The organism is bacterium (genome assembly GCA_016786595.1).
In the GTDB taxonomy this organism is placed as follows: domain Bacteria; phylum Bdellovibrionota_C; class UBA2361; order SZUA-149; family JAEUWB01; genus JAEUWB01.
This window is the reverse complement of sequence record JAEUWB010000037.1, coordinates 1-25,841: the sequence shown is the minus strand read 5'-3', so window position 1 is coordinate 25,841 and position 25,841 is coordinate 1. Positions and strand designations below refer to the sequence as shown.

At 43.8% G+C, this 25,841-nt stretch carries 25 protein-coding genes; 16 read left to right on the top strand and 9 right to left on the bottom strand.

What is annotated here, in order from left to right; all coding sequences use genetic code 11:
- Positions 1 to 38 precede the first annotated feature (38 nt).
- The gene (locus tag JNK13_05875; protein MBL7662264.1) at positions 39 to 827 is read right to left on the bottom strand and encodes a CPBP family intramembrane metalloprotease; all 789 of its coding nucleotides are present in this window, start codon (positions 825 to 827) and stop codon (positions 39 to 41) included.
- 71 nt (positions 828 to 898) lie between these two features.
- Between JNK13_05875 and JNK13_05870 the strand changes: the two genes are divergently transcribed.
- Together JNK13_05870 and JNK13_05865 are read left to right on the top strand one after the other, a co-directional pair.
- Positions 899 to 1,900: an adenosine kinase gene (locus tag JNK13_05870; protein ID MBL7662263.1), complete on the top strand. Its 1,002-nt coding sequence runs from the start codon at positions 899 to 901 to the stop codon at positions 1,898 to 1,900.
- Between the two features lie 12 nt (positions 1,901 to 1,912).
- Positions 1,913 to 3,274 carry a hypothetical protein gene (locus JNK13_05865; protein ID MBL7662262.1) on the top strand — a complete coding sequence of 454 codons (1,362 nt, stop codon included), beginning with the start codon at positions 1,913 to 1,915 and terminating at the stop codon, positions 3,272 to 3,274.
- Between the two features lie 14 nt (positions 3,275 to 3,288).
- On the opposite strand, the gene JNK13_05860 is transcribed toward JNK13_05865, so the two are convergent.
- The gene (locus tag JNK13_05860) at positions 3,289 to 4,461 is read right to left on the bottom strand and encodes a hypothetical protein (protein MBL7662261.1); all 1,173 of its coding nucleotides are present in this window, start codon (positions 4,459 to 4,461) and stop codon (positions 3,289 to 3,291) included.
- A gap of 251 nt (positions 4,462 to 4,712) precedes the next feature.
- On the opposite strand from JNK13_05860, the gene JNK13_05855 reads away from it, so the two are divergent.
- Entirely contained in the window at positions 4,713 to 5,363 is a 651-nt protein-coding gene (locus JNK13_05855; GenBank protein ID MBL7662260.1) for a DUF2959 family protein, read from the top strand.
- Between the two features lie 619 nt (positions 5,364 to 5,982).
- Here JNK13_05855 and JNK13_05850 read toward each other — a convergent pair.
- The 3 genes from JNK13_05850 to JNK13_05840 are packed head-to-tail and all read right to left on the bottom strand — an operon-like array spanning position 5,983 to position 8,718.
- The gene (locus JNK13_05850; protein ID MBL7662259.1) at positions 5,983 to 6,879 is read right to left on the bottom strand and encodes an MBL fold metallo-hydrolase; all 897 of its coding nucleotides are present in this window, start codon (positions 6,877 to 6,879) and stop codon (positions 5,983 to 5,985) included.
- 46 nt (positions 6,880 to 6,925) lie between these two features.
- Complete coding sequence (locus tag JNK13_05845; GenBank protein MBL7662258.1) at positions 6,926 to 7,978, bottom strand: hypothetical protein; 1,053 nt, start codon at positions 7,976 to 7,978, stop codon at positions 6,926 to 6,928.
- Positions 7,975 to 8,718: a crossover junction endodeoxyribonuclease RuvC gene (locus JNK13_05840; protein MBL7662257.1), complete on the bottom strand. Its 744-nt coding sequence runs from the start codon at positions 8,716 to 8,718 to the stop codon at positions 7,975 to 7,977. Before JNK13_05840 ends, JNK13_05845 begins: the two co-directional genes overlap by 4 nt.
- A 569-nt stretch (positions 8,719 to 9,287) precedes the next feature.
- Here JNK13_05840 and pdhA point away from each other — a divergent pair.
- From pdhA to JNK13_05810, 6 genes are all read left to right on the top strand, one after another.
- Positions 9,288 to 10,241, top strand: a complete 954-nt coding sequence (gene pdhA / locus JNK13_05835) for a pyruvate dehydrogenase (acetyl-transferring) E1 component subunit alpha (protein ID MBL7662256.1) — start codon at positions 9,288 to 9,290, stop codon at positions 10,239 to 10,241.
- 17 nt (positions 10,242 to 10,258) lie between these two features.
- The gene (locus tag JNK13_05830; protein ID MBL7662255.1) at positions 10,259 to 11,239 is read left to right on the top strand and encodes an alpha-ketoacid dehydrogenase subunit beta; all 981 of its coding nucleotides are present in this window, start codon (positions 10,259 to 10,261) and stop codon (positions 11,237 to 11,239) included.
- A 105-nt stretch (positions 11,240 to 11,344) separates the two neighbouring features.
- Positions 11,345 to 11,866 (top strand): gamma carbonic anhydrase family protein, encoded by a 522-nt coding sequence (locus tag JNK13_05825; GenBank protein ID MBL7662254.1) that lies wholly within the window; start codon positions 11,345 to 11,347, stop codon positions 11,864 to 11,866.
- A 12-nt stretch (positions 11,867 to 11,878) separates the two neighbouring features.
- Entirely contained in the window at positions 11,879 to 12,505 is a 627-nt protein-coding gene (locus JNK13_05820) for a thioredoxin family protein (GenBank protein MBL7662253.1), read from the top strand.
- Between the two features lie 76 nt (positions 12,506 to 12,581).
- Entirely contained in the window at positions 12,582 to 13,010 is a 429-nt protein-coding gene (locus tag JNK13_05815; protein ID MBL7662252.1) for an NfeD family protein, read from the top strand.
- A gap of 30 nt (positions 13,011 to 13,040) precedes the next feature.
- On the top strand, positions 13,041 to 13,964 hold the full coding sequence (locus tag JNK13_05810; GenBank protein ID MBL7662251.1) for an SPFH/Band 7/PHB domain protein: 924 nt from the start codon (positions 13,041 to 13,043) through the stop codon (positions 13,962 to 13,964).
- A 26-nt stretch (positions 13,965 to 13,990) separates the two neighbouring features.
- On the opposite strand, the gene JNK13_05805 is transcribed toward JNK13_05810, so the two are convergent.
- The gene (locus JNK13_05805) at positions 13,991 to 15,475 is read right to left on the bottom strand and encodes a hypothetical protein (GenBank protein ID MBL7662250.1); all 1,485 of its coding nucleotides are present in this window, start codon (positions 15,473 to 15,475) and stop codon (positions 13,991 to 13,993) included.
- Between the two features lie 62 nt (positions 15,476 to 15,537).
- Positions 15,538 to 16,245 carry a DUF4397 domain-containing protein gene (locus JNK13_05800; GenBank protein ID MBL7662249.1) on the bottom strand — a complete coding sequence of 236 codons (708 nt, stop codon included), beginning with the start codon at positions 16,243 to 16,245 and terminating at the stop codon, positions 15,538 to 15,540.
- A 78-nt stretch (positions 16,246 to 16,323) separates the two neighbouring features.
- Here JNK13_05800 and JNK13_05795 point away from each other — a divergent pair, with 78 nt between their 5' ends.
- From JNK13_05795 to JNK13_05785, 3 genes are all read left to right on the top strand, one after another.
- Positions 16,324 to 17,190 carry a hypothetical protein gene (locus JNK13_05795; GenBank protein MBL7662248.1) on the top strand — a complete coding sequence of 289 codons (867 nt, stop codon included), beginning with the start codon at positions 16,324 to 16,326 and terminating at the stop codon, positions 17,188 to 17,190.
- Between the two features lie 9 nt (positions 17,191 to 17,199).
- Positions 17,200 to 18,360, top strand: a complete 1,161-nt coding sequence (locus JNK13_05790; GenBank protein ID MBL7662247.1) for an RtcB family protein — start codon at positions 17,200 to 17,202, stop codon at positions 18,358 to 18,360.
- Between the two features lie 135 nt (positions 18,361 to 18,495).
- Positions 18,496 to 18,822 (top strand): hypothetical protein, encoded by a 327-nt coding sequence (locus tag JNK13_05785; protein MBL7662246.1) that lies wholly within the window; start codon positions 18,496 to 18,498, stop codon positions 18,820 to 18,822.
- 21 nt (positions 18,823 to 18,843) lie between these two features.
- Here JNK13_05785 and JNK13_05780 read toward each other — a convergent pair whose 3' ends face one another.
- On the bottom strand, positions 18,844 to 21,288 hold the full coding sequence (locus JNK13_05780; GenBank protein MBL7662245.1) for a leucine--tRNA ligase: 2,445 nt from the start codon (positions 21,286 to 21,288) through the stop codon (positions 18,844 to 18,846).
- A gap of 102 nt (positions 21,289 to 21,390) precedes the next feature.
- Here JNK13_05780 and JNK13_05775 point away from each other — a divergent pair, with 102 nt between their 5' ends.
- Together JNK13_05775 and JNK13_05770 are read left to right on the top strand one after the other, a co-directional pair.
- Positions 21,391 to 21,975 (top strand): hypothetical protein, encoded by a 585-nt coding sequence (locus JNK13_05775; protein ID MBL7662244.1) that lies wholly within the window; start codon positions 21,391 to 21,393, stop codon positions 21,973 to 21,975.
- Positions 21,926 to 23,077: an ABC transporter substrate-binding protein gene (locus tag JNK13_05770; protein ID MBL7662243.1), complete on the top strand. Its 1,152-nt coding sequence runs from the start codon at positions 21,926 to 21,928 to the stop codon at positions 23,075 to 23,077. Before JNK13_05775 ends, JNK13_05770 begins: the two co-directional genes overlap by 50 nt.
- A gap of 404 nt (positions 23,078 to 23,481) precedes the next feature.
- Here JNK13_05770 and JNK13_05765 read toward each other — a convergent pair whose 3' ends face one another.
- Positions 23,482 to 24,480: a hypothetical protein gene (locus JNK13_05765; GenBank protein ID MBL7662242.1), complete on the bottom strand. Its 999-nt coding sequence runs from the start codon at positions 24,478 to 24,480 to the stop codon at positions 23,482 to 23,484.
- A gap of 118 nt (positions 24,481 to 24,598) precedes the next feature.
- On the opposite strand from JNK13_05765, the gene JNK13_05760 reads away from it, so the two are divergent.
- Together JNK13_05760 and JNK13_05755 are read left to right on the top strand one after the other, a co-directional pair.
- Positions 24,599 to 25,615: a flippase-like domain-containing protein gene (locus tag JNK13_05760; protein MBL7662241.1), complete on the top strand. Its 1,017-nt coding sequence runs from the start codon at positions 24,599 to 24,601 to the stop codon at positions 25,613 to 25,615.
- Positions 25,616 to 25,620: 5 nt separating this feature from the next.
- Positions 25,621 to 25,841: glycosyltransferase (locus JNK13_05755; protein MBL7662240.1), on the top strand; the 221-nt coding region annotated here is incomplete at its 3' end.

Below are 25,841 nucleotides of genomic sequence, written 5' to 3'. Positions count from 1 at the left end.
CTTAGTGATACGTAATGATTTGAGGGTCTTTCTAAATCTCAAGCTAGCAAAGCAACTGAAATACTCAGCACATCAAAGACAAAGTGGTAAAAAATCGTAATCCCCAGTCTTTCACCATTGGCAATATACCCAAGTGCAAACCCAATGCCGATTCCGGTTAAAACCAACGCTGCGCCAAGACCCCAAGTTGCTACGTGGGCAGCTCCGAAAAGCATTGCACTCAATAAAACCGCAACGCAATCACGCAGCAAATGGTTTTTGATGCCCTCCCAACGTCGGATTGTACTAACTAACATGCCGCGAAAAATTAATTCTTCCGTGGCAGCAGCCCAAAGTGAAACAAGCAAAATAAAGCTTGAGATCGCGATGACCTTTTGTAGGTATGATTTTGGAGAAGCTGTTGCAGCTTGAGCAAATGCTTCCTTCCGTTCAGCCAGTAATTCTGGGAAGTAAACTAAAACAATCACTGCCGGGATGCAGCCCAAAGCAAAGCCAATATGAGTTAATTTGATCGCGCGTTTTCGCGGCATCGAGACTAAAGCTCCAAAGCCATGTCGCGCTCGAACTAGAATGCCAAATAAGGCAGCAATGCCAACCACAATCGCAGGCAAATCACGAAATCCAGATTGCTCTGTATAGCTACTTAATAGACTGATCAATAAGGGCAAGAGGGCAATTGCAATGGCAAAAAGCACCGTCGTTCGATTAACGCTAGGCTTGCGCTGATGGGATATTGCTGCGTGTAAAGCTGAGAAAAATAGCTCAAATTCACGTATGGCCAAGAATTTTCTAAGGATTCCGTGATGATCGTGGCTTTGTTCTGACATTTATTGTCTTCTTTATGCTGCAAAGAAAGTGTATCACTTCAGCTTAAGATGATCACAATGAAAAGTGCAAAATGAAGAAAAAATTTGATGTTTACGGCCTCGGTAATGCCTTAATGGATATTCAATTACGAGTTTCCACCAGTGACTTGGAGTTATTAAAGTTGCGTAAAGGGGGCATGCAACTTGTTGATGCAGAAAGCCAAATGCGCATTTTTGATTTTTTCGCCGATAAAGAAGCACATTATGCTTCGGGGGGGTCTGCGGCGAACACAATTATTGCCCTTGCTGGGCTTGGCGCAAGTACAGCTTATGGCTGTCTTGTGGCTGACGATGTCTTTGGCCATCGCTATCAAAGCGAAATGCAAGAACTCGGCATCTTAACTCCCAATGCACGACGTGAAGGTAAAATTACCGGGACTTGTTTAATTCTTATCTCCGAAGATGCTGAACGCACAATGAACACAAATCTTGGTGTGAGTGCTGAACTTGATGAGCAAGATGTTGATGAGGAGACGATTCAACATTCAAGCTGGGTTTACTTAGAAGGCTATCCATTGTCATCAGATTCTGGATCAAGGGCTGCACTTAAAGCGCTTCAGTATGCAAAAAAACATGGAGCGAAAGTGGCCTTAACACTTTCTGATGCTTTTATTGTTGAGCATTTTAGGCCAGCCCTCGAGGCTTGTCTGCAGGGGACTGACCTGGTTTTTGCAAACCATACGGAAGCTTGCGCCTTTGCCAAAACAACAAACCGCGATCAGGCTTTCCAAGTCCTATGCAATCAAGTTCCCAATGTAGTTATGACCCTTGGAGCCGAAGGTTCACTGATCCGCTACCAGGGAGAAACTCACAAACAAGCAGCCGTTACGGCCAAGGCAATTGACCTAACTGGCGCAGGAGACATGTATGCTGGCGCATTTCTCTATGGCATTTCTCACTCCTCTAGTTTGCAAGATTCGGCAAAGCTTGCTTCATTTTTGGCGGCAAAAGTAGTTTCTACTCTTGGACCCAGATTAAATGAAAATTTACGTGAGCTTGCTCGCAGCCTGAAAATTATTACCGGAGATTTTTAATAGGGAAGAACTATGAGATCATTATTCCTCACACTTACAATACTGCTCGTGTTAGGCTTGGCTTGCGATAAGGGTTTCGCCCAAGAGTCTGCCCAGAAGCAGGGTAGAGCAATCAGCGTTCTACTTGAGGAATTAAAAGCTGAAGATCTCGCAATGCGAATCCGCGCGGGCATGGAAATTAAGGCTAATTTTACCTTGCAGGATCTTGAGGCGATTAGTTCGTTTTTAAAAAAAGGCGGACTTTTTCCTGATTCTGAGAAGGTATTAATTGATGTGCTGGGACGCTCCCGTAGTCGATTGGCAGTTGATACTTTACGTTTTGCTTATGACCATGGAGCTTTGCCAATCAAGATTGCAGTGACAGAAAGTTACGGCTATTTAGCGCACGCTTCAGTGATTCCTCTGTTGACTCAGATTATCAGGAATCAGTCTACTCCGTTGGAGTTGCGCAAACGTGCAACATCTGCGCTTGGTCGAATCGGGACACCCGAAGCGATTTATGCCTTGCAAACATCATTTAAGGGCCTCGATCAGACTGCAATTAGTGTTGCTAATTGGGCCATGCGCTGGGCAAAAAATGAAATTAACATTGAAAAGGTTGATTCGAACTTTGCCGAAAGCCGTAAACTTGAGCTCTATTACAAGGGCTTAAAATATTATCTCTATTATCCGGGATTAAAACGTGTTGGAGGCGCGTGGCCAAAGTTGTTAGTTTATATCCATGATTATCAACTTCAGGCAGAAAGTGATTTTGATGCACTGCTTCCACTTGCACAGTTACTGCATCTGACGCTACTTGTGCCGGCGTATGATGTGGTCCAGTTTCCCGAGTATGATCAGTTTAATCTTCAGGGGAGGAGATCTGATCTAATTTTGCTGGAATTGATTGATTATCTTGCTACAAACTTAAAAATCCAATCCCGAGAAGTATATTGGTTTGGCCGTGAGCAAGGTGGCGAGTTTGTCGAACGCATGGCACTTGCTCACCCAGAGCGCATTGCGCGTGCAGTTTTTGAGTCGCAGTCAGCGATTATTCCAATAAGTAAGGAATTGTTCCCTAACGGGGCAGGGGATAATCCACTTAGCCCGGATCTGAAAGTTTCGTTAGAAAAATTCCTTAAAACAGAAATTACTCACCTCGTTTCCAATGCTGATGATCGCGTTACGCCTGAAAATTACTCTGAGTTGTGGCGGGTGGTGTCGAGCTTAGGTAATAGTTTGCAAATTTTACCGCGAATTGGCGTGCGCTCAGGCACAATTGGCTCCAATGAAAATGGCAATCAAGTTCTCGGGGCACTGCTCTTTGGGCGACCTGGAAGTTGTCTTTATGACATACCGGATGAGCTAGGTGATAGTCGGCGTACAAAACGCTAGGGCAGTTTAGTATTTTATTCGCGATGAAAAAGAGTTTTCAGTGCTTGATCAAATGAGATCGAGAAATTCTTCTCAATACAATATGACGTGGCCCGCACAGCACTCTCTTTAAGTAAGTGCGCTTCTTCAAGCATCACCTCGATATCAAAAGGCTCATTTTCCAAGGCACAAAGTCTTTCTTCGACTGCCGTTAAGTATCCCATCATGCCCGCCCATTCAGTTGGAGCAAATAATTTCTCGGCTTTACGGAGTTCTAGTTCTAGACTGGGGTCAGCAAGTGCGAGGTTTTCAGATCCACAGATTGCTTTAATTGCTGGATTCTTGACAATTCGCTCAACGGTAACTCCATTGAGCGAACCTCCGACAGCATTGACAACTAAAGCATCAAAATCCTCTCTCAAGAAATCTTCCTGATGAGTTGGTAAATAAGCTTTAATTCCATCACGTGAGAACATCTGCACTTTATGTTCTGAAGATTCGAGAATTTTTACCTTTGCACCTTTTTCTCGCAGTTTATGCAAAACTTGTGAGCCCACATGACCGCAGCCCATCATGCCCACGCGAGCATTTTTAACGTCAATTCCGAAGCCCTCAAGCATGCCCTTGAGTGCGTAGTAGTTTCCCTCACCGGTAGGTTTCGAAGTGTCAGCAAGAATTGAGCCTGGGAAATGCCTACCCAAAAATTCAAGTGAAGTTTCATCGCCATTACTAAGAACTCCATGTCCGAGATCTTGTCCAGTAACGATATGGACTTTAACACTTTGCTCAAAGTCTTTCAGGCAGGTGATGCCAAAATTCAAGGCCTCTTCATCATTTGATTCCCCAACGCGGTAGCCGCGGGAAGGTTTTAAAACGCATTTGCCACCCACGACGCGCGGCAACACTCTGCGTCCGCGAGGTCCTGCAACTTCGACTAATTTGGACCAATATACTTTTTTCTCCATCCCGAGAGCTAAACTTCCTGCCTCAGTTGCTGTGCTAAAACCGGCTGTTTCAGCACGTTCTACGGGGACGATGCGAAAACCGCCCAGAGAAAATTTCTCGGAACCCGGTTCAGCAAGTGTTCCGATTGCAAATTCCCATTGATGCTGCGGGTGTTGATATAGATAAATCCATACTGGATGTGCAGTGTTGCCTAATAATTTCTTGGATTGATCAGGCGTGAGTGTTTGCTTAATAAATTCCATGCTCCTGACAATAGCATGAAGTCGGATTACAGTGAAATTGGCGTATTTCTTGCGATAAATATCTACAAGCTGCTATACCCGTTGCCAAAAGTTTTTTCAGTTAACGAAACTTTCGTCACGGGTATTCATTTATTTTGTCCAATAAAATCAGTTTACTGGACAATTAGACTGATTGCTTAGACTATAGCTTAAACGACATTTATGTGGGCACTCAGTCTAATTTTTATAGTTGCCAATTAAAATAAGAATATATGCAAAAAAAATCAGTTTTTACTCTCGCTTGCCTTACGTTCTATCTTACAAGCTGTTCAACGATTTATTACTCAACTTGGGAAAAATTAGGTAAAGAAAAGCGAGATTTATTAAAAGATCGCGTCACGGCAACGCGCTCAGAACAGCAAGAAACTAAAAAAGAATTCCAGGATGCCCTGACAACGCTGCGTGTGACGTATACAGCTGTGCATACGCCTTTAGCTACAAAATACGACAGCCTCAAATCTAGGTATGACGATTGTGAGTCTCAATCCGGGGATCTTAAATCACGCATCGAGAGCATGGATCAGATCGCTAAAGATTTATTCAAGGAATGGCGTAGTGAAGCCAATTCCATAGCAAATTCTGGATTGAAGTACGATAGCCTGGCTAAGCTAAAAAGCACTCAAGAAAAATATGAGCATATGCATGAGGCTTTGAATGACTCCTATGCAAATCTCCAGCCGGTGCTTACTCAGTTTCGCGATCACGTGCTCTACTTAAAGCATAACCTTAATGCTCAGGCTCTTGGTTCACTTAAGGACGAGGCCAAGAGTATTGAATCAGGCATTGAGAATTTGATTCATCAAATGCAGACTTCGATTGCCGAAACCGACCAGTTTTTAAAAGAATTTCAGGCGCATGGGTGAGTATTTGAAGCCTACTCATGAGTTCACTTTTCCATGGCGTTTAAAAGCATCGGCTTAAGTTAGCGATCATATGCCGCGAAAAATTAAATTTTCTGGGAAAGTATGGCTTTATCAGGGTAGCTCTGCCTGGCATTTTGTTACGCTCTCTCGAAAAGTGTCTCAGCAAATAAAAGCCTTTAAGCACCATCCTTATGGGCCCTAGATGGAGAGAGGTTTTCAGAAATGGCTCGCCCTCGGCCAAACTGTTCTGCTAGCTTCCAACAATTCGGCTCGGGCTGTGCTTTACTTTCTTCAAACCTCTCCCCACCCAGGGCCCCATCCACCCACGGCATAAATTTCAACTAGTTGTTTTACTATGATTATTTGAGTTTAAAGTATCTTCAATGGAGCGCAGAGTGGAGCCCTCGGCGTGCCTTCGACTCGAGCGTTCGACCGAACTCACGCCGAGGTCTCAGGCCGAGAGTAGCTCGGTTGAATGCTTGCTGAAAGTTTTTCGAGGGCCTACGCAGGCCAGTATCAGTTCGTTCACTTAATTATTATGCATGGCCTGGCCGAGTACAACCGAAGAAAAAATTTCACCAAGAGCGCTCAGAGCGTGTTCATTACTGCGGAGCCTGCCCTAGCGGTCGTCCGCAATCACGCGCACCATTTCCAGCACAGTTTTACGCATGGTTTCGCTAAAAGGGCCTTCAGGAGCAATGCCTTGCTCTTTCCACTCTAGCGCTAAAGTTTCTGCAACTTCATGTGCTGTTGCGCCTAAACTCATTCGTTCACGAATAAGTTCGTGGAATGCCTTCGAACTATCACGGAGTTCCTTAAGGTAGCTCATCGCCATGTCACCAGTAATTGCCCCCGCGTGAGCTAAGCTTACGACTTTCACTTCAAGATTAAGAATGCGGTCTAAGCTAATGACATACCCATGGTAACTTGAAAGAAAGCAGGGGAAAGCTTGATTACGACCGTTGTACCAGCCTAAGGCTTCTCCTGCAGCGATTGCCATGTCGGGGCGGATAAAAAAGGCAATCGAGTCATCAGTATGTCCTGGGCAGCCAATCACTTTAATTTCAACCTCGCTGCCGAGTGACATTGAGTCGCCGTCACGAATCAATTGATCGACCTTAAGCGATGGAGAAAGTTTCTCGAGGTCGCTACTATCGCAGTTCTGAATCGCGCCACAAACTGATTGATTAAATGCTAAGCACTCTTCAATAAAATGTTTCTTCCCGAATTCATCTGCTGTGGCTGGTGAGGCTAAGATCTTTAGCGCAGGGTAAGCTTGCTTTAAATGATATACTCCGCCGCAGTGATCGGAGTGGGCATGCGTCAATAAAAGATAATCGAGCGTGCGCTCAGTGCCTAATGCGGCTTGAATCTCTTCTACAAGTGTTTTTCCGCCAGCGAATACCCCACAGTCAACTAATGCTGTCGATTGATCGTGAATTAGTAAATGGCTCGAAAAGGGAGTCGTAACTTGATAACAATGCTCTGATAATGCAGCTGAAGAACGAATCCACATAATAAAATATTTTCCTTGTCCCGGAGACTTTATCTAGAGATACCACTTACCAATTTAATTCGCTAACTAGCAACTTATGATCGCTACCCTTGCCAAAGATTCCGATAAAATCTCCACTGAGTTGTCGATCTTGGCCAGTAAATAAGTCACGATCTGCAGCTTCTATCAAAATTTCGTCAATTAGTGTTACTCGTCCGTTGTAGCGAATACTGCCAAAGCCACTGCCGGAAATTCGCTTTTTCTTTTCAGCAAAAATCGGAACGAATTTCGGCGTGCGATCAATTCTAGGATTACAGTTTGCATCTTGATCGCGCGTAAGTAGGCAATGTTGAGGGCTTTGAAAATCACTCAGTAGCAGTTTTCCAGTGAGGATTTGGGCGGCCGCTGAATCTTCTTCACTATTGCGATCGCCAAGAATTAAAACAATGCCACTTGAATCGAGATTTTTAACTTCATTTTCAGCAAGTTGTCGCACACCTTCAGCCATTTCCATACGCAGTGTTTCGAAATTTGTACCCGATCGGTCTTTAAATCCGTCGTGACGTGATTTAAAATGAATTGTAATCAAGGAAACCGGCCGACTCGGCTTCTGATTTTTCCCTGGAACTTTCAAACGCAGTAACAATGGCCCGCGGTTACCGGTGTGAGGTTTCCCCAAGACTGAAAGTTTAGGAAGAACTTGTTTTGAGTAATCAATTGTTCCAGTAATTGTTGCTGCTTTTTCGCGGACTAAAAATCCTACTGTAATCGGACTACGAATACTTTCAGCGACAACTGCCTTGTAAGAGTCTCCCGAAGTCTTTTGCAATTGGCTTGCTAAAGCCTCGAGATTTTTTAACGCAAGTCGATAGCTTGGACTACCTACTTCCTGAACTCCTATCACATCACATTGCGCTGTGGTCATTCGTTCGACTAAAGCTTTAAGCTTTGTTGCTTCTCGCTCATATTGCTTACGTTCAAAAACTTTAAAGTTGTGAAGATTTTGCGAACAAATTCTTAGTTCGGCCGTGCCTCGCTGGTCAGCTAAAGATTGCAAAACAGAGCCCGATAGAAACCAGACAATCATCAAGAAAAAGTATTGATTACGCTTACTTTTCATCTGACCTTACGGATTGTTTCAGCAGAGGCTGCAGCACGGGAAATTAAATCCTTTTCTGACCAGCCTTGCCAAGCTGACTTAGATCTCGAATTTTGCCTACGTTCTGCAAACGATGCTTCAGGTTCGATACCACTAAAAATTGCCTGACGGATTCGACTACAGGCAAGCATGCCAATCAATAGGGCATCAATAATATCTTGAGGCAATTCGTTTTTGCGGATTTTAATGCCAACAAGCTCTAAATTTAAATTTGGAAACAACTGCTCACAAGTTTTTTTGGCGACAGCTTTAACTTGTTTACGATTAATTTGCGCTCCCCGTAATCCTAAAATTTCTGATTGCACAGACCGGGGATTTAAGCGCCCGGGGACACAAACGTTACGAGCTCGAGCGATAGTCTCAAACATTCCCCGCACATGCTCAACCTTGAGTGCACTCTGCGGATTGAGGACTAACGGCGCAGGACCCTCGCAAACTAAATAATCTTTTGAATTAAGCTTTAAATATTCGAGTAACTCACTGACGGTATTTTGAAATTGGTTCAATCGACTTGCTAGCGCAAGTTGAGTGTTGGTCGGTTTAATCAGTCCAGCGATAACTGGTGCTTGCGTTTCGATGGAAAATAATACCCAGCCAGTTGATCTTAAACTCGGGTCAACACTTAATAAATAAGAGCTGTTGTTACTTCGGGGAATTAGCAGTGACTTACTTGTGTTTGAATTGTTAGAACTGCTTTGCACAAAATAAACTCAGATTATTAACCTAGATGAGTAATGCGGGTTTTGTTAAGTTGTTAATTTCCATCAATTATATTTCTGCTCCTGAAATTCGACAAGCTAGAAAGCAAAGAGTAAGATTGTGCTCTGGGTCGGCTGTTACTCAATTGTTGCGAAGAACCGATACTTTAGGATAACGGGTGCCGCCTCTGTGCTCATAATGACCTGCCTCCATGCCGCTTGCGGCTTGAGTGGACTTCAGCGGAGCGCACGTGCAATGAAATGCCGTGGTAACCCACCGTGAGACTTTTGGGTTCTCACGACACTAGAGCAACAGCTCACCCTTTTACGTGGAATGTGCGTGGGTGACTTAGGCCTGCGCTTGAACTACTCCTTGCCCCTTTTTCATAGTTATATATTATGTTTGCCAAAATTTACGCGACCATGCCTTGTGATGACAATCAGTAAGAATAAGTAGAAGGCTAAGTCTTATAAGTTAGCTGACGTTTAGCTTTCTTTTCCTCGACAGAAAGCTAAACGTTGAATCATCTATTAATTTGTGATTTTTTACTGCTTCATAGTTGAGGATTTAAATGACTGGAGAACAGTTACTAAAAATTTACCGTAAGATGCTCGTGATGCGCCGTTTTGAAGAAGAAGCAGCGCGAGCGTACACAGAAAGAAAGATCGGCGGCTTTTTGCATTTGTATATTGGCCAAGAAGCTGTTGGTGCAGGAGTGATCGAAGCACTCGAAGCAAAAGACTACGTAATTTCAGCATATCGCATCCACGGTCAATATCTTGCTCGAGGCGGGACGGCACGTGAAGGAATGGCCGAATTATTTGGCAAAGCAACTGGCTGTAGCAAGGGTCTTGGCGGGTCGATGCATTTCTTTGATGCAAAAAATAATTTTCTTGGTGGTCATGGTATTGTTGGCGCGCATGTACCAATTGCTGCAGGAGCTGCTTTTGCTGCGAAGTATCGCGATGAGGGAGCCGTCTGCGTTTGTTTTCTAGGTGATGGCGCAGTTAGTATTGGACCATTTCATGAAGGGATGTGTCTTGCTGCCCTTTGGAAATTGCCAGTAGTTTTTATCGTAGAAAATAACTACTACGCGATGGGCACTCCACTTTCGCGCTCACTCGTCACGGATGATGCTTCTATTCGCGCATTAGGTTATCCGATGGCTCGAGATTCTGTTGAAGGCGTAGATGTTGTTGATTGTTACCGCACAGCAAAACGAGCAATTGACCGTGCGCGCAATGAATCCCTACCAATGTTGATTGAGTTTAAAACTTATCGCTACCGTGGGCATTCGATGGCAGATCCTGGGAAATACCGCACTAAAGAAGAAGTCGAGGCCTGGAAGGCACGCGATCCACTGTTTCTTGCAGAAGAACGTTTGCGCCGAGATTATCCTGAGCTTGCTGTGCAAATCGACCCAATCAAGTCGGCGGTTGAGGATGAGATTGCAGATGCTGTGCAGTTTGCGCACGAATCGCCTGAACCAACACCAAATATGATTAGTGATTACGTATCCATATAAAGATTACAGTGAAGACAATGAGAGAACTAAGCATTCGAGAAGCATTGAATGAAGCGTTAGCCGAAGAAATGGAACGCGACCCTAATGTGTTTTTGATGGGTGAAGAAGTTGGTTATTATGATGGTGCCTATAAGGTATCACGAGGATTGCTCCAACGCTTTGGTGAGAAGCGTATTATCGATACACCGATCAGTGAGAATGGATTTGCGGGAATCGGCGTTGGCGCAGCGATGGTGGGGATGCGTCCAGTCATCGAATTTATGACTTGGAATTTTTCGCTAATCGCAATTGATCAAGTAGTTAATGCTGCTGCAAAAATCCGCCAAATGTCGGCCGGACAATTTAAAGTGCCCATTGTTTTTCGTGGCCCAGGTGGGTCTGTGCATCAACTCGCGGCGCAACACTCCCAGTCATTTGAAGGATTATATGCGCATGTTCCAGGACTTAAAGTTGTGATGCCGGCTACGCCCTATGACGCCAAGGGTTTACTAAAGACAGCAATTCGCGATGATAACCCAATCGTTTTTATTGAATCTGAGGCGATGTACAGCAATAAGGGGCCAGTGCCTGAGGAAGAATACCTGATTCCGATTGGTCTGGCAGATCTTAAGCGTAGCGGCAGTCAAATTTCTCTTTTTTGTTGGTCAAAAACTGTGCCAACTTGCCTGCAAGCTGCCGAGCTTTTAGCGGCACAGCATATTGATGCGGAAGTAATTGATTTAAGAAGTTTACGCCCACTCGATGAAGCGGCCGTGATTAATTCAGTTAAAAAAACAAACCGCGCGCTAATCGTTCAGGAGGCATGGCCAATTGCGAGTTATGGATCTTGGCTTGCCAGTTTTATTTGTGACAACGCTTTTGATTGGTTAGACGGTCCTCCGCTAGTAATGTCTGGATTAGATTATCCCTATCCATATGCGAAGAATATTGAAGGTTTGATGCGCCCAACTGCCGAGCAGGTGGTTGAACAAGCTTTGCGCTTATTAAACTTCTTTTAATAAAAGATTGAAAATTTTTAAAAGATTTCCTTTGTTTGCTCAATCATATCAAGATGTTAAGCTGTTGCTAAAATTCTAATTCGAAAGAAGTCTAAGAAGTCTATTATGATTTTAAAACTTGCAGAGCAGATTCCACAAGTTGCCGAGGCTGCTTTTATCGCTCCAGATAGTTGGATCATTGGGGCTGTGACAATCGGGAAAAACTCTTCTGTCTTTTTTAATGTGGTTATCCGTGGCGATATTCTACCTGTGAAAGTTGGCAGTAACTCTAATTTGCAAGAGCATGTTACCGTGCATACCTCGCATGGTCGAACACCAGCAATTATTGGCGACGATGTCACAGTTGGGCACCGTGCGATTATTCACGGAGCTACGGTTTGCGACCGAGTAATCATCGGGATGGGTTCAATTATCTTAGACGAAGCCCGCATTAGTTCTGATTCAATCGTGGGGGCTGGATCGTTAGTGACCGAGGGCAAAGAGTTCCCTCCACGGTCACTCGTCCTTGGAAGTCCGGCAAAAGTTGTACGTGAATTAACTGACGAGGAAGTTGAATCGATCCAATTCTCCTCACGCACTTACGTTAAAACTGCGCAATCTTTGAAAGTAGCCTTGGCCCAATCATAGGAGAGATTTTTTATGCAAAAATTATTAGCATTTTTCATCTTTAGTATTGTCGTTCTTTTAGCTGTGGCTGTAAGTGCAGATGAGCTTACTGCAGGTGTTCGCACTGGCAGTAAGGCGCCTGACTTTGAGCTACAGACTTACGACGGGAAGACAATTAAGCTCTCAGACTTCATTGGCAAAACGGTTGTACTAGAATGGGTTAATCCGAATTGTCCGTTTGTCAAAAGACATTATAAGTCCGGCAACATGCCAAAGCTTCAAGAGGAGTATTTGGCAAAAGGTGTGGTTTGGTTAGGAATTAATTCAACCGCAAAAGGGCATGGAGATTATTTAACAATAGAGCGCGCAGAAGATTTTGTTACGACCTATGGGGTAAAAAGCTCTGCATTATTAAACGACTCTAGCGGGGCAGTCGGGAAACTTTATGGGGCAAAAACCACACCGCATCTATTTATCGTCGACCCACAGGGAGTACTGCGCTATCAAGGAGCAGTAGATGACGACAGCGGTTTTTTTGGTAACCCGTTATCAGCACGTAATTATGTGCGCGAAGCTTTAAACGCTTTACTGGAAGCTAAAGCAGTTGCTACTTCGGACACTAAACCCTACGGATGTTCTGTGAAATACGCAGCTTCTTAACCAGTAACTAGCTATAAAAATCTTGTAGTACAAATTGACCTGTTCTATTGTTTTCCGTGATTGGGAGACAGGAAACATGGAACTTGAATTTTGGGTTAATTGGGCAATCTTCGCAATTGGGATGCTAGTGATCGAGGTTCTGACGCCTGGATTATTTTATTTTGCCTTAATCGCTGGCGCCGCCGCAATTGCAAGTTTACTTGCCTATCTGGGCACTAATCATACTTTGGTTTGGGTTGCTTTTTTTGCGCTCGCCACACTTTTTCTATTACTTGCACGGCCAATGCTGATGAAGCTCCTTAAGGGGGAAGATCGACCATCTAATATCGATGAAATTGTTAATCAACGTGGTGTTGTAGTTTCGGCGATTAGTCCACACAAACCTGGCACGGTGAAGGTTAAAGGCGAAACATGGAGTGCGCGATCAGTTGATGCAATCGAAGCAAATTCCGAAGTTGTGGTGGAGAAAGCGGAAGGCACATTCTTGCAAGTTAAAAAAGTATAGTTATTAAATTTTTAATCGAGGACTAGGCATATGAATCTTTGGCTAATTGGCGCTGGATTATTTTTACTCTTCATCGTAGCGAATTCAATGCTGCGTATCATTCGCCAGCACGAGAAAGGTATTATTGAAACGCTAGGGAAATATTCAAAAACCACAGATTCGGGTCTAACTTTTATTTTTCCGTTTTTGCAGTCGCTGCGGTTAGTCGACATGCGTGAGCAAGTCCTCGATGTTCCACCTCAGGATGTGATCACTAAGGATAACGTTTCGGTTACAGTAGACGCGGTAATTTATTTTCAAATTACTGATCCCTTTAAGGTTACCTATAACGTAGCGGATTTTTATCTTGCGACTGTAAATTTAGCCCAGACGACACTGCGTAATATTATCGGCGATATGGAGCTCGATCATACTTTGACCTCGCGCGACACGATTAACGTGCAACTTAGAACAGTGCTGGATGAAGCAACTGACCGCTGGGGCGTAAAAGTCACACGTGTTGAATTAAAGGCAATTGAGCCACCTCGTGATATTACCGATGCAATGTCTAAGCAGATGAAAGCTGAACGTGAAAAGCGTGCGGTTGTGCTTGATGCGGAAGGTATTCGCCAAGCTCAAATTCTAAAAGCTGATGGTGAAAAACAATCTGAAGTGCTCCGCGCTGAGGGGCACAGGCAATCTGTGATTCTTGAAGCTGAAGGTCGTGCGCAGTCAATTAAAACTGTTGCTGATGCTCAGAAATACGAGATTGAAACTGTTTATAATGCGATTCATGATGCCAAGCCTGATGATAAGCTGATTGCGATAAAGTATTTAGAGGCTTTACCGAAAGTTGCTAATGGTCAGGCGACTAAAGTTTTCTTGCCACTAGAGACATCGGGTATCATTGGGTCGCTTGCCGGGATTTCGGAAATATTTAAAGACAAGCAGCAATTGCCTGAAAAACTAAAATAATTAGTGAGACTGAACTATCGGCATTTCTATTGAAGTTCGTAAAATTCTGCACTCAACGCGGGGATTGTTAATTTTACGATTCCACGGAGGTCGCTCATTATTACTGCATTTTCCCCCGGAGTAAGCGTTACTAAGCTAAGCTCCTTTTTGAGCTTCTGCATAGCCGTTGGTCCACTGAGTAGATGCTGGATATTAAAAGCATAATTTGTAAAAACCTGATCGGAAAAATTATAAACTGCGATTAATCTTTTATTTTTAGATTGAAAAATTGAGAAATAAAGTGGCGGCAAGTCGCGATCACAAACATCAGAACGTTCGGCGGTAGTCAATTCGTAAGTTGTGCGAAGTTGGTTTAGGAATTTTACATACCCTCGAAGATCTCTTTCTGGTTGAATTTCCCAATTCATGGTTGAGCGCCCTTTGTCCCAAACGGATTTGCTGAGTTGAGGATCATTTTCAAGCCCAACTTCAGTGCCGTATAAGAGTGTTGGATTGCCGTGAGCAGTGAAAATAAACGCAAGTGCGAGCTTGCGTAAGCGGTTATTCGCTCCGAGGGGGAAGCGTTCTAAGTCGTGATTATCAATAAAGCTAAAGCGCATTTTATCTTTTGGATAAGTTAAGCTATCGAGCATCCGAGATTCCTTAATTAAAACTGGATGGTGGCCCTTTATTACTACGTCGCTAAGTGCAGCTTGTAGGGGGAAATCAAAAAATGAATTAAAAGCGGGAAGGTAACGCATGATGCGTTCTCGATCAGTAGAAAAAATTTCTCCATGAATGATAAAATCCTTTTTTACTGACTTTCTAAGCTCTGCGTTAAACTTTTTCCAAAATTTTGGTTCAATTAATGTGACGGCATCCATGCGAAACCCGTCGATTCCACGTTGGGACCAAAATTTAGCTACGCTTTGCAGATAATTATATACTTCTGCTTGGTCTTGGTTCAGATCGTGTAGTGTAAAAAAAGTTGCCTCTGCCCAAGGCAGATCCATTAATGCTTCGTTGCCTGATTTAACCTTCTCGACTGGACGAAACCATTCGGGGTGGTTTTTAAAGATTAATGAATTTCCACTTGTATGATTAAGAACCAAGTCAAAAAATATTTTCATTCCACGTTGGTGTGCTGCCGCAATCAAATCATCATAGTCTTGAAGTGTGCCAAAACGCGGATCGACTTGAAAGAAGTCTTTGACCGCATAGCCATGCGGGGCATCGCCTGAAAAGATTGGATTCAGTAAAATTGCATTAAACCCAAGATCTTGAATGTAGCTAAGCTTATCGATCACGCCACGGAGATCTCCTCCACGGAAACCATATGGAGCGACTCCAAGGTTATTATTATTAGCGAGGTCGCCATCACTGAAGCGATCAATCATGATTTGATAGATTCTTAAATCTACGAATTGATTGGGCGCTGCCAGTGAAGAATCCACAGCAACTGCTAATAAATGTATGCTCAGCAGTAAGTAGAGCAAGGATTTGATTGGGTTAGACCGATAGCCAAAACTCATACTCGTTTATAATGCAAGTCAGATCATCAGTCCAACTGGAGCCCTTGCAGCTCAACCCCCTTCTACCTATCTCTGACTACCAGAGCATTATAGGGCTTATCCCCGCCGCGTGAAGTTACAAGCGCGATAGTGTAAACCCGCCTATCAGCTAACTCAATTGGTGAAGTAATAAATTCGTCAACGTTAGTCTGATCATTTCGCACATGAATTTTATAGATGCCTGCAGGAGCTTCGAGGTAGTCTGTGACATCTTTGAAACGCATTCTGTCGATTGATGGAGCAATCGTATCCGGATTTGTTTCTGGAGCAGTGACGTAGACATCAAGACTTAGTTGGTTTTCAGGAATTGCATTAATAATACGGATTCTGGCATTTCCCGAATCAGGCTTGTCGTTATCATCCTCGACAAAAATTCCATCTACATCCTCCTCGTCGCCTTCGACATCTTGGAGGCCTACAGCGAAAATCGAATATTCTCTGCCATCTCTGAAATTCTTCGATTCTCTAAAGTACGTTAAAAAAGAATTAAGCGGGCTAACCTCTACAAGTTGAGTGCCAGAGCTAATTTTGCGATATTCACTGACCTCGAGATAGCGCAAATCTTCGACTTCAGTCGAACCATCAATTTCAACCTGAATTGCAGAGGAGTCAGGAATCAGGTGTAGTAAGCGGAATTTGGCAGAACCGAAATCTAACTCAGATGATCCAGAACAAGCAGATAAGGCGGCCACAGAGAGTAATAAAAATAAGACGAATACGCGTATTTTCATAAATTCCTTTCGTTAGATTCTGCCAAAGTTTATAACTCCTAGTACGTTAACTGGGAAGTGCTGATTTTTTATATTTTTATGCGACTATTATCTCTGCCAATCTTCTTTTTGCTCTTTGTTTTTTCAATCCATACCGCCCAAGCCGAATATGGCATGGATGACTTCGTGCGAGTTGCTAAGACCGATCGTCAGGCAACGTCATTAGATACCGCAATAGTTCATTATGTCTCTACGGATGGAAAAACAAAGGTAGACTTGGTTGCCGCAGTGCATCTTGGGAATGTCGCTTATTTTTCTAAACTGAATCAAGTTTTTAAGCAGTATGATGCTGTTTTGTATGAACTTGTTGCTGAAGAGGAGCACGTCAAAAGCTTAGCGCAAAAAGATCAAAGCAGTGGGAGCACCCTCTCTTCGTTGCAAACTGGATTCTCGAGTATGTTGGGTTTAAGTTTCCAACTTGAGCACATTGACTACCAGGCTAAAAATTTTGTTCACGCTGATTTATCTCCTGAAGAGTTGAGGCAAGCGATGTCAGCGCAAGGCGAGACGACAGAAACTATTATTTTACGCTTGATTGCAACAAGTTTGGCGGCGAATGAGAACATCACTAAAAAGTCTGACTTCGAGGCTATGCTTGAGATTGCCCAAATCTTGCTTAAGCCTGAGTCCGAACGCAAAGGTTATTTACGTAAGCTTTTCGCAGAAAGTATCACTGGCGTGAAGGATATCATGTCGCTACTTAAGGGGCCAATCAGTGATGCGATTATCGGGGTAAGAAATAAAGAAGCATTGTCTGTGCTCAAAGAAGAACTACGCCAGGGCAAGCAGCATCTTGCAATTTATTATGGCGCAGGCCATATGCCAGAAATGGCCTTAAGCCTTGAGCGCGACTTTGGTTTAAAACGTGCCACGACTGAGTGGATTGAAGCTTGGGATCTGAAGTAAACTGCGCAAATGTCAGCGAGTTATAAAACCTGGGGCAGCGAGATCGATCAAGCTGCGCACGCACAAATGCATAATGCCTGCGCACTGCCAGTTACAAGCTACGGGGCGCTAATGCCCGATGCTCATGTCGGCTATGGTTTACCGATTGGCGGAGTTATCGCCACAGAGAATTCAGTTATCCCCTATGCTGTTGGGGTTGATATCGCCTGCCGTGTGATGCTTACAGTGCTGGATCTTCCGCTTTCACGTTTTGAAAGAGAGCAGCATATTTTTAGCGCTGTACTTAAAACACAGACTTTTTTTGGTATCGGATCTACCCGCGATCAGACCCTGGATCATCCAGTCTTAGATGAAGATTGGAACATTAGCCCACTGGTCAGATCACTAAAAGATAAAGCCTGGCGTCAACTTGGAACAAGCGGCTCAGGGAATCATTTTGTCGAATTTGGTGAATTCGAATTGCTTTATGACCGGGAAGAACTCAAGGCCGGTAAATATCTTGGACTTGTGTCGCATAGTGGCTCGCGTGGTAGTGGGGCAGCGATTGCGAGCCACTATAGTAAGATTGCAGAAAAATCTCATCCGGAATTGAATCAAACCCTGAAGCAACTGGCCTGGCTTACGATTCCTGGTGATGGGGAAGAATACTTTCAAGCCATGCAGTTAATGGGCCGCTATGCCTCTGCAAACCACCAAATTATTCATCGAGAAATTTTACGAGCCCTATCAGCAAAGTCATTATTCCAAGTAGAGAACCATCACAATTTTGCTTGGCGCGAGGAAGTTGGCGGTAAAAACTTATTTGTGCATCGTAAGGGGGCAACGCCTGCACATCAAGGAGTTTTGGGATATATCCCAGGCACGATGGTCGATCCTGGATTTTTGGTTGAGGGACGAGGAGAGCCGTCCTCAATTAACTCTTGCTCACATGGAGCGGGGCGAAAAATGTCACGTAACAAGGCACGTGAAAATATTACCAGAAAGGCCTTGGATTTAGAGTTACAAAAGAAAAAAGTTACCTTGATTTCTGCTGGCCTAGACGAGGCACCACAAGCTTATAAGGACATTAATAGCGTGATGCGTGAGCAAGAGGACTTAGTTAATATTCTTGGTAGGTTTCAGCCCAGGCTTGTAAAAATGGCACCTGCAGGGGAAGAGCCAGAAGATTAAGTCTTTTATTTCCAGGTAGTTACCTGCTGAAAGAAGCAATTCTCCAAAAACCACTGATTAGAGTTCGTGTAAGGCAGACTTGCAGTGTTAGACTGTGGGTGCGTTGTGTGTGGAAGTGGATGATGAGGATTTAAAATGGCTCATGATGTTGTAGTAAAACTTTTTACGTCTTTAGATGAACTTGAACGAGCAGTACGTCTTGCTAAGAGTTCGTTTACCTCAATTAGTTCTAAGAACCCTGAAATTTTAAGACGCGTTGAAGCCTATGAAGAGATGTTGCTTAAGCAACGTAAGCTTGCACAGGCGTTAGCCGATTATATCGATCTAGGGAATTGGGACGAAGTCTCAAGACACATTAAGTTGATTAATGGTCTTTCGATTATGATTCAAGACGATGCAAAGGCACTCGTTGCTGAGGCATTTTTGGGGACTGCTGCAAACAAGTTGCCATTAGCAGCCTAGTCTCGCCTGACTGCTGAGCAGTTATTTAATCACAAAGTTCACTAATCGTCCTGGTACCACAACCTCGCGAACCAAGGTTTTACCAGCTAAGTAGGAAATTACTTTCTCCTGTTCTTTCGCTAGCTTTAAGAGCTGATCTTTGTCCGTCTCGGGTGCCACCTCAAGTGTTTCACGCAATTTCCCATTAACTTGAATCGCAATTGTAATCAGTTCTGCTTTGGTAAGTTCTGGATTAAATTTTGGCCATGTTTCGTAAGCCAAAGTTTGTGCATGACCAAGCTTTTGCCATAATTCTTCCCCGAGATGTGGAGCAAAGGCAGAAAGTACTAAAACAAAACGCTCACAAACTGATCGTGGAAGCGTCGTCTCGCTGCTAGCTTCATTCAAGAAAGTCATCATCGCGGCAATTGCGGTATGGAATTTCAAGTCTTTGTCTTCTAAGTCGTTTGTTACTTTTTGAATCATGCGGTGCGTTGCACGTTCAATTTGCTCTGCATTTTTACAGTCACGGTCGGGTAGAATTGTCGATTTAAGATTACCCGCCTCATCAATTAAAAGTTTCCAGCTGCGGTGGAGAAATTTATGAACCCCACCAACTGAAGCAGTATTCCAAGGCTTGACTTGTTGTAACGGGCCCATAAACATTTCATAGAGGCGTAAGGTGTCGGCACCGTATTCTTTAATGATGTCATCTGGATTAATCACGTTTCCACGTGATTTGGACATTTTCTGATGATCCTCACCGAGAATCATGCCCTGGTTGATCAGACGCTGAAAGGGTTCACGTGTAGATACGAGGCCGATGTCGAAGAGTACATGATGCCAAAAACGTGAGTATAAGAGATGTAAAACTGCGTGTTCGACGCCGCCGATGTAAAGGTCTACCGGCATCCAATAATTTTCGGCTTCCTTACTCCAAGCTTGTTTGTGATTACGTGCGTCAAGATAGCGTAAGTAATACCAGCAGCTACCTGCCCACTGTGGCATAGTATTGGTTTCGCGTTGAGCAGGTTTGCCGGTGGTTTGATCAATTGTATTTAGCCACTCAGTTGCGCGAGCAAGTGGTGGTTCGCCTTCGCCAGTTGGTTTAAAATCTTCAATTGCAGGAAGCATTACCGGTAAATCACTTTCAGGTAAAAGCTTTGGCCCAGTTTCTGTATGGATAATTGGAAAAGGTTCACCCCAATAGCGCTGCCGGCTAAAGAGCCAATCTCGTAATTTATAGTTTACCCGGCGTTTCCCAAGTTGCTTGTCTTCAAGCCAGAGAATCATTTTTTCTTTTGCTTGTGCAGTGCTTAAGCCATCGAGAAATCCAGAGTTAATCGCAAAGCCATCACCGGTGTAGGCCGCCTCTTGAACATTGCCGCCAGAGACAACTTCAATAATTTCGAGTTTAAACTTTTTTGCGAATTCATGATCGCGTTCATCATGTCCAGGCACGGCCATAATTGCGCCAGTGCCGTAGCTAATTAAAACGTAGTCCGCGACATAGATTGGCATCTGCTTTCCGCTAGCCGGATTAAGCGCAAATGCTCCAGTAAAGACACCTGTTTTCTTGTCAGCTTCTTCCTGTCGGGCCCGCTCACTCTTGCGCTTAGCTTCATCGACATACGTAAAGACCGCTTGGTGATGTGATTGTGGAACAATTTCTTCTAGTAGCGGATGCTCTGGCGCTAGAACTGCGTAAGTTGCGCCAAATAAGGTATCTGGGCGGGTTGAAAAAACGCTAAATTTTTTCCCGCTATGTCCAGCAATTTCGAAGCTAAATTCTGCTCCTTCGCTACGTCCAATCCAATTACGTTGCATTTCTTTAACGCTTTCTGGCCAGTCCAAAGAATCAAGCGTTTCCAGCAAGCTTTCTGCATACTTTGTGATTGCCAAAACCCATTGGCGCATCGGCTTACGTATCACGTCATGGCCACCACGCTCGCTTTTGCCGTCAATTACTTCTTCGTTGGCAAGCACTGTGCCGAGTGCTGGACACCAGTTGACAGGAAGCTCTGCCATGTAAGCTAAGCCCTGTTTGTAGAGTTGCATGAAAATCCACTGTGTCCATTGATAGTAATCAGCATCGCAAGTTGCGATTTCGCGATCCCAGTCGTAAGAAAACCCCAAAGCTTGGATTTGCCGTTTGAAAACCTCAATATTTTTTTTAGTTGTAATCCCTGGGTGAGTCCCGGTTTCGATTGCATACTGTTCGGCAGGTAACCCAAATGCATCCCAGCCCATTGGATGTAAGACATTGAAGCCGCGCATGCGCTTATAGCGCGAGATAATATCAGAGGCAGTGTAGCCCTCGGGGTGTCCGACATGAAGACCTGCCCCAGAAGGGTAGGGGAACATATCTAGCACGTAGTATTTAGGCTTAGTCAGGTCAATTGCGACTCTGAAAGTCTTATTTTCTAACCAATATTTTTGCCATTTTGGTTCAATTTCTGCTGGATTATATTTAGCCTGAGTGCTCATAATTTACCGTCGAATTAATTTTTTCTTTCTTCTTGCTCTTTACCGATAGCGTGTAGGCTAGTAAAGTCAAGATGTTTTTGAGATCAGCTATAAATTAAACCTATGAAAACTATTACTTTACTTGTGCTTACCTTTGCCTTAGTCGGGTGCGGATATACTTTCCAAGGGAGCCGTTCGAGCTTGCCGCCCGATATTAAATCAGTGCAAATCGCTCGCGTCGATAATCTGACAACGCAAACTGGGTTGGACGTGCAATTACAGGAAGCGCTGCGGGATTCTTTTGAGCGTTATGGCGCTGTGCGTGTGGTTGATCGCGAGGGCGATGCTGATGCAGTGCTGAAGATTCGTATCGAGAAAGTTGATACTGATGTAAGAAGTGTGACTGGAGAGTCTGACATTGCTGTTAGTTCTGACTTAGTGATGGTGCTTTCTGGAGAGCTGACAAAGACCAACGGCCAAATTTTGTGGCGTGATGAGAGTATGGAATTTGATTCTGATTTTGCCAACGTTAGTGAAGGCATTGTTGCAGGAAGTTCTTCTCAGGCTCAAAGCGGCACTGATTTTGGGACGTTACAAGGCTTAGAAAGCCGCGAGCTTTCGCGTGGCCAACAGCGACAAGCTCTTGAAGGTTTGGTTGATGAAGCCAGTCGTAAGATCTACCTCGAATCAGTATCTGCTGATTTTTAAAGTGCGTCTCAGTGCTTTAACTTTTGGCATTTTAGTAATCTTAATTGCCAGCTTGGCATTTGCTGATAGCTCTAAAAAAATCAAATTAGGCATTATTCTGCCACTAAGCGGCACTTATGCTGATAATGGCGAAGACTGTAAACGTGGCGTTGAGATTGCCCGAACAAACCTTGCAGCCAAAGACAAGCTTGGCTCCTACGCAGTTGAGCATATCTACGAAGACTCAAAAAACGATCCGAAAATCAGTCTCAGTATTTTTAACCAACTAGTAGAACAGCAAAAAGCTCAAGCTGTATTTACTATCAGAAGTACAGTTGGAATGGCTCTTAATCCTCTGTCTAAACGTATGCAAGTCCCGTTGTTTGGAGTTATCGGTCACACAGACTTTCCTTTTCAAAATCCCTATGCCTTTCAGGTGATGACCACTGGAGACGAATATGGACCGGCGATTGTAAAATTAATTAACTCACGCGGGCTAAAACGCATCGCCACTATTACAACTGAAGATGACTGGTTAATCTCAATTACCGATGGAATTCGCGCTGAAATAAAGAAGTCAGGTCTAAGCCTAGTTGTCGATGAACCGTTGATGCCGACCGAGATGGAGTTTTTTTCACACGTCAGTCGCATTAGAAAATCAAATGCTGATGCAATTTTGCTAAACCTGGCAATCAACCAAATTGTTCCATTTATCAAACGTCTGCGTGAACAGGGCTTAACTCAGCCGATCTTTTCTAATTATTGGGTTGGAAAACCTGAAGTCATGGCTAGTGCTGCTGCTGAGTTGTTCGAAGGCGTTGAGTTTCCAGAGGTACAACTTCAACTGCCTGGATTTAATAAAATACTACATGATAAATACGAGGATGTATGGGCCACACAAATAACTTTTTCTTGCTATGTTTCAATGAAACTCTTTTATCAGGCCCTACAAACATCGAACAAAATTACAGATCGCAATACTTTATATAAAGCTCTGCTGGGAATCACTTCAATTGAAATGCCAGATCAGGATTTAACTGTAAAAGACCGCCACGTTAAATTCTCACTTGCCCGCAAACGCATTGAGCAAGGCAAAGTTGTAGAATACGAATTGATAAAGTAATTATTCTCAGCAATGTATTAATGCGTATTTGGCCATTTCCGAGATGTATTAAAAAATGTTACGGTTTGCTCCTGCTGCCCAATAAATTTTCATTATTTCTTATTGGCTAATTGCTTAATTTTTTTACGAACATTTTTCATAACTTCATCATGCGGAATAAACTCACCTCGATCAGCTTCTGCGAGGGCTTTTTGTATGTGCTCAATTTGCCACCGTTGTAATTCAAGATAATTGTCTAATGCTTGATTGATTATATAACTTCGGTCACGATCCATCGAACTAGCAATCCAATCTAGTTCTTTTTTTGCTTCCGCGGGATACGTACAGTGGTTAAATCTTTCTCCATATAATACTCCGTATTACGGTGTATTACGTTCGAATACATAGCCATAAGCAAACTTTTATTACTTAGTAATTCTACTAGCTGTATCACCAATATGGTAAGTCACGGTCTTCCCACTATTTAGTCGCACAAGGACAGTTGAGCCGTCCGGGAAGTCACTACCGGGCTTTGAAAAGCGAAAATGTGCGCGACTACCATTGCCGATCCCATAAGCTTTGCCTTTTTCAAGTAATTGTCCGTTGGCATAGACTTCTACACTGGCGACATCTTGAGCTAGATTCGCAGGGATAAGAATCACAAGCTTTCCGTCCTTTTCTGCTTCAGGTTTCCAGAGGAAGGTGTTTGAAATTCCGCCATCATCGCCACCTGACCCTTGAGATTGTCTCCCACTAGTTTGTGGTTTTTGGTTTGACGGTGCATCGAGCTGACGTGGCGGAGCGTCAATTTCTCCTTTTTCTATTTGGGCAAGAGTTTTTTCGGCAAGTGCCAAGGCTTGATTTTTTTCCATGACAGCAATGGTTGGGTCTGTTTTGCCGCCTTTGCCGTCATAAAGTGCTTCGAGATTATTGTCGAGTTGAGCTGCGCGAAATGCAATCCCATGAATTTTCTCAGCAGTTTGTAAGTCGATTAATCCCGCTTTAACAACTGTTTGCAGAGCTAATTTCGCGGCATCCTCGTAACTCGTATTGCCTGTGGAGATCGCCGCATTTAGAGCTTGGGCATAGACTTGTTGAGCCTGGGGGCTGACTTTCCCCAGCAGATGTTCAAGCATTGCGTGCTGCAATTCTTCTTCATGAATCATGCCTTGAGCGTCGCCGCTAAGAAGCTTTGCTGCTGAGGAGCTAAATGAGGGGGCGTGAGTTGTTGTAGGGATAGACAATTTGCCAGTAATTGCCTGCATGAAACCGCCCAATTTAGCACCGATTGCGTCTGCTAAGGTCCTTTGAATATCAGATAGAGCTATATTTGCTGTTGATGCAGCTGTTGATTTACGTAGAGAATCATACTGATTCCCCTCTAAATTTGGGCGAGCAAAATGCGTAACACCTTGAATTTCCATATTTCTTCTCCTCATATACTGTGCGGCGTAATTTTCAAAAAACTTGTTACTATTGAATGACTTCGATAAATGTTCGTTTCATCTTTATTATCGATCGGTTTGTACCTAATGTTGCGTGATGACCCACAAAAGAAAGAAAATTTATAGAAATTTATTTGTTGGGGTCATTACTTCAGGAATTGCAATTTACTGGCTGCTTGGGTTTGTTCAGAAAGACGAATTAATTGCACAAATTTCAAATGTTAATCTGTGGCATCTTGGAGCAGCCTTTGCGTTAACTTGTGTCAGCTATCTGCTACGCGCTTACCGTTGGCCATTTTTCTTTAAATACAATCAGCCGAATTTTTTTGTTTCCTACCGCTGTTTGATTCTGGGATTTTTCGCAAATAATGTTTTACCTGCGCGTTTAGGTGAATTCGTCAGGGCGCATATCGGGGGTCGCGCTACAAAGCAAAGTCGCTCCTATGTATTGGCCACTATTTTTGGTGAGCGTTTAGCGGATGGCTTGATGATTAGTCTACTTGTTGCAGTGCTTTTTTTTACGATGCCCTCCTCGGAAATATATGAAGAGAGCAAGGCCTTGTTGTTTGTCGTCTATGCTTTTGCGCTGGCAGCGGTGCTTACGGTGCTGATGGTTATTTTCCGCAAGGTTGCATTTGCCATCCTTGCCATGATTAGTGCGCGAATCAGCTCGAAGGCTGTGCACTACGCTTGTGAAAGAATCCGCCGCTTGATTGAAGGTTTGGAGCCAATTTTACACCCACAGACGCTAATCAAAATCTCTCTCCTCTCGTTCTTAATTTGGTCCGTAGAACTTTGCGTCTATTGGTGCGTCACTTTAGCCTTTGCAAATCCTCTAAGCTTAAGTGAATTGAGTTTATTTTTAGCTGCAGTTAATTTTAGCTCGCTTGTTCCCGCGGCACCTGGAGGGGTCGGCGTAATTGAAGCACTCTCAACGATTGCCCTTGTGCATATCGGAGTAAAGAAGGAAGTTGCGCTTTCCATGGTAACTTTCCAGCACCTGATTCAATATATTGCAGTTGGTATTCCGGGAATGCTTTTCTCGCTGCGTAATCGCCACAGTTATGACACTTCACTGAGTGAAGAAGCTGAACCACAGGTTGATACGGCCTAGCATCAATGGAGATTAGTCTTTCAATTATTGTTCCTGCATACAACGAAGCTTTGCGCATCGAGCAAACGCTAGAGGAAATTGTAAGTTACTGTAACCGGCAGGGCTTAACTTACGAAGTAATTGTTGTCGATGATGGTAGTGCTGACAACACGGCAGATGTTGTCTCTAACTTTAGTGCGCAAAATCAGCAAGTTCGCCTGATCAATGTCGTCCCTAATCGGGGTAA

Bases quoted from the DNA above. Each gene is read 5' to 3' on its own strand.
- JNK13_05805 (MBL7662250.1), bottom strand. From the start codon at position 15,475: ATGAGTTTTGGCTATCGGTCTAACCCAATCAAATCCTTGCTCTACTTA.
- JNK13_05830 (MBL7662255.1), top strand. From the start codon at position 10,259: ATGAGAGAACTAAGCATTCGAGAAGCATTGAATGAAGCGTTAGCCGAA.
- JNK13_05785 (MBL7662246.1), top strand. From the start codon at position 18,496: ATGGCTCATGATGTTGTAGTAAAACTTTTTACGTCTTTAGATGAACTT.
- JNK13_05765 (MBL7662242.1), bottom strand. From the start codon at position 24,480: ATGGAAATTCAAGGTGTTACGCATTTTGCTCGCCCAAATTTAGAGGGG.
- JNK13_05845 (MBL7662258.1), bottom strand. From the start codon at position 7,978: ATGAAAAGTAAGCGTAATCAATACTTTTTCTTGATGATTGTCTGGTTT.
- JNK13_05810 (MBL7662251.1), top strand. From the start codon at position 13,041: ATGAATCTTTGGCTAATTGGCGCTGGATTATTTTTACTCTTCATCGTA.
- JNK13_05865 (MBL7662262.1), top strand. From the start codon at position 1,913: ATGAGATCATTATTCCTCACACTTACAATACTGCTCGTGTTAGGCTTG.
- pdhA (MBL7662256.1), top strand. From the start codon at position 9,288: ATGACTGGAGAACAGTTACTAAAAATTTACCGTAAGATGCTCGTGATG.
- JNK13_05815 (MBL7662252.1), top strand. From the start codon at position 12,582: ATGGAACTTGAATTTTGGGTTAATTGGGCAATCTTCGCAATTGGGATG.
- JNK13_05760 (MBL7662241.1), top strand. From the start codon at position 24,599: ATGACCCACAAAAGAAAGAAAATTTATAGAAATTTATTTGTTGGGGTC.
- JNK13_05850 (MBL7662259.1), bottom strand. From the start codon at position 6,879: ATGTGGATTCGTTCTTCAGCTGCATTATCAGAGCATTGTTATCAAGTT.
- JNK13_05855 (MBL7662260.1), top strand. From the start codon at position 4,713: ATGCAAAAAAAATCAGTTTTTACTCTCGCTTGCCTTACGTTCTATCTT.
- JNK13_05825 (MBL7662254.1), top strand. From the start codon at position 11,345: ATGATTTTAAAACTTGCAGAGCAGATTCCACAAGTTGCCGAGGCTGCT.
- JNK13_05775 (MBL7662244.1), top strand. From the start codon at position 21,391: ATGAAAACTATTACTTTACTTGTGCTTACCTTTGCCTTAGTCGGGTGC.
- JNK13_05790 (MBL7662247.1), top strand. From the start codon at position 17,200: ATGTCAGCGAGTTATAAAACCTGGGGCAGCGAGATCGATCAAGCTGCG.
- JNK13_05800 (MBL7662249.1), bottom strand. From the start codon at position 16,245: ATGAAAATACGCGTATTCGTCTTATTTTTATTACTCTCTGTGGCCGCC.
- JNK13_05795 (MBL7662248.1), top strand. From the start codon at position 16,324: ATGCGACTATTATCTCTGCCAATCTTCTTTTTGCTCTTTGTTTTTTCA.
- JNK13_05780 (MBL7662245.1), bottom strand. From the start codon at position 21,288: ATGAGCACTCAGGCTAAATATAATCCAGCAGAAATTGAACCAAAATGG.
- JNK13_05875 (MBL7662264.1), bottom strand. From the start codon at position 827: ATGTCAGAACAAAGCCACGATCATCACGGAATCCTTAGAAAATTCTTG.
- JNK13_05860 (MBL7662261.1), bottom strand. From the start codon at position 4,461: ATGGAATTTATTAAGCAAACACTCACGCCTGATCAATCCAAGAAATTA.
- JNK13_05870 (MBL7662263.1), top strand. From the start codon at position 899: ATGAAGAAAAAATTTGATGTTTACGGCCTCGGTAATGCCTTAATGGAT.
- JNK13_05770 (MBL7662243.1), top strand. From the start codon at position 21,926: ATGAAGCCAGTCGTAAGATCTACCTCGAATCAGTATCTGCTGATTTTT.
- JNK13_05820 (MBL7662253.1), top strand. From the start codon at position 11,879: ATGCAAAAATTATTAGCATTTTTCATCTTTAGTATTGTCGTTCTTTTA.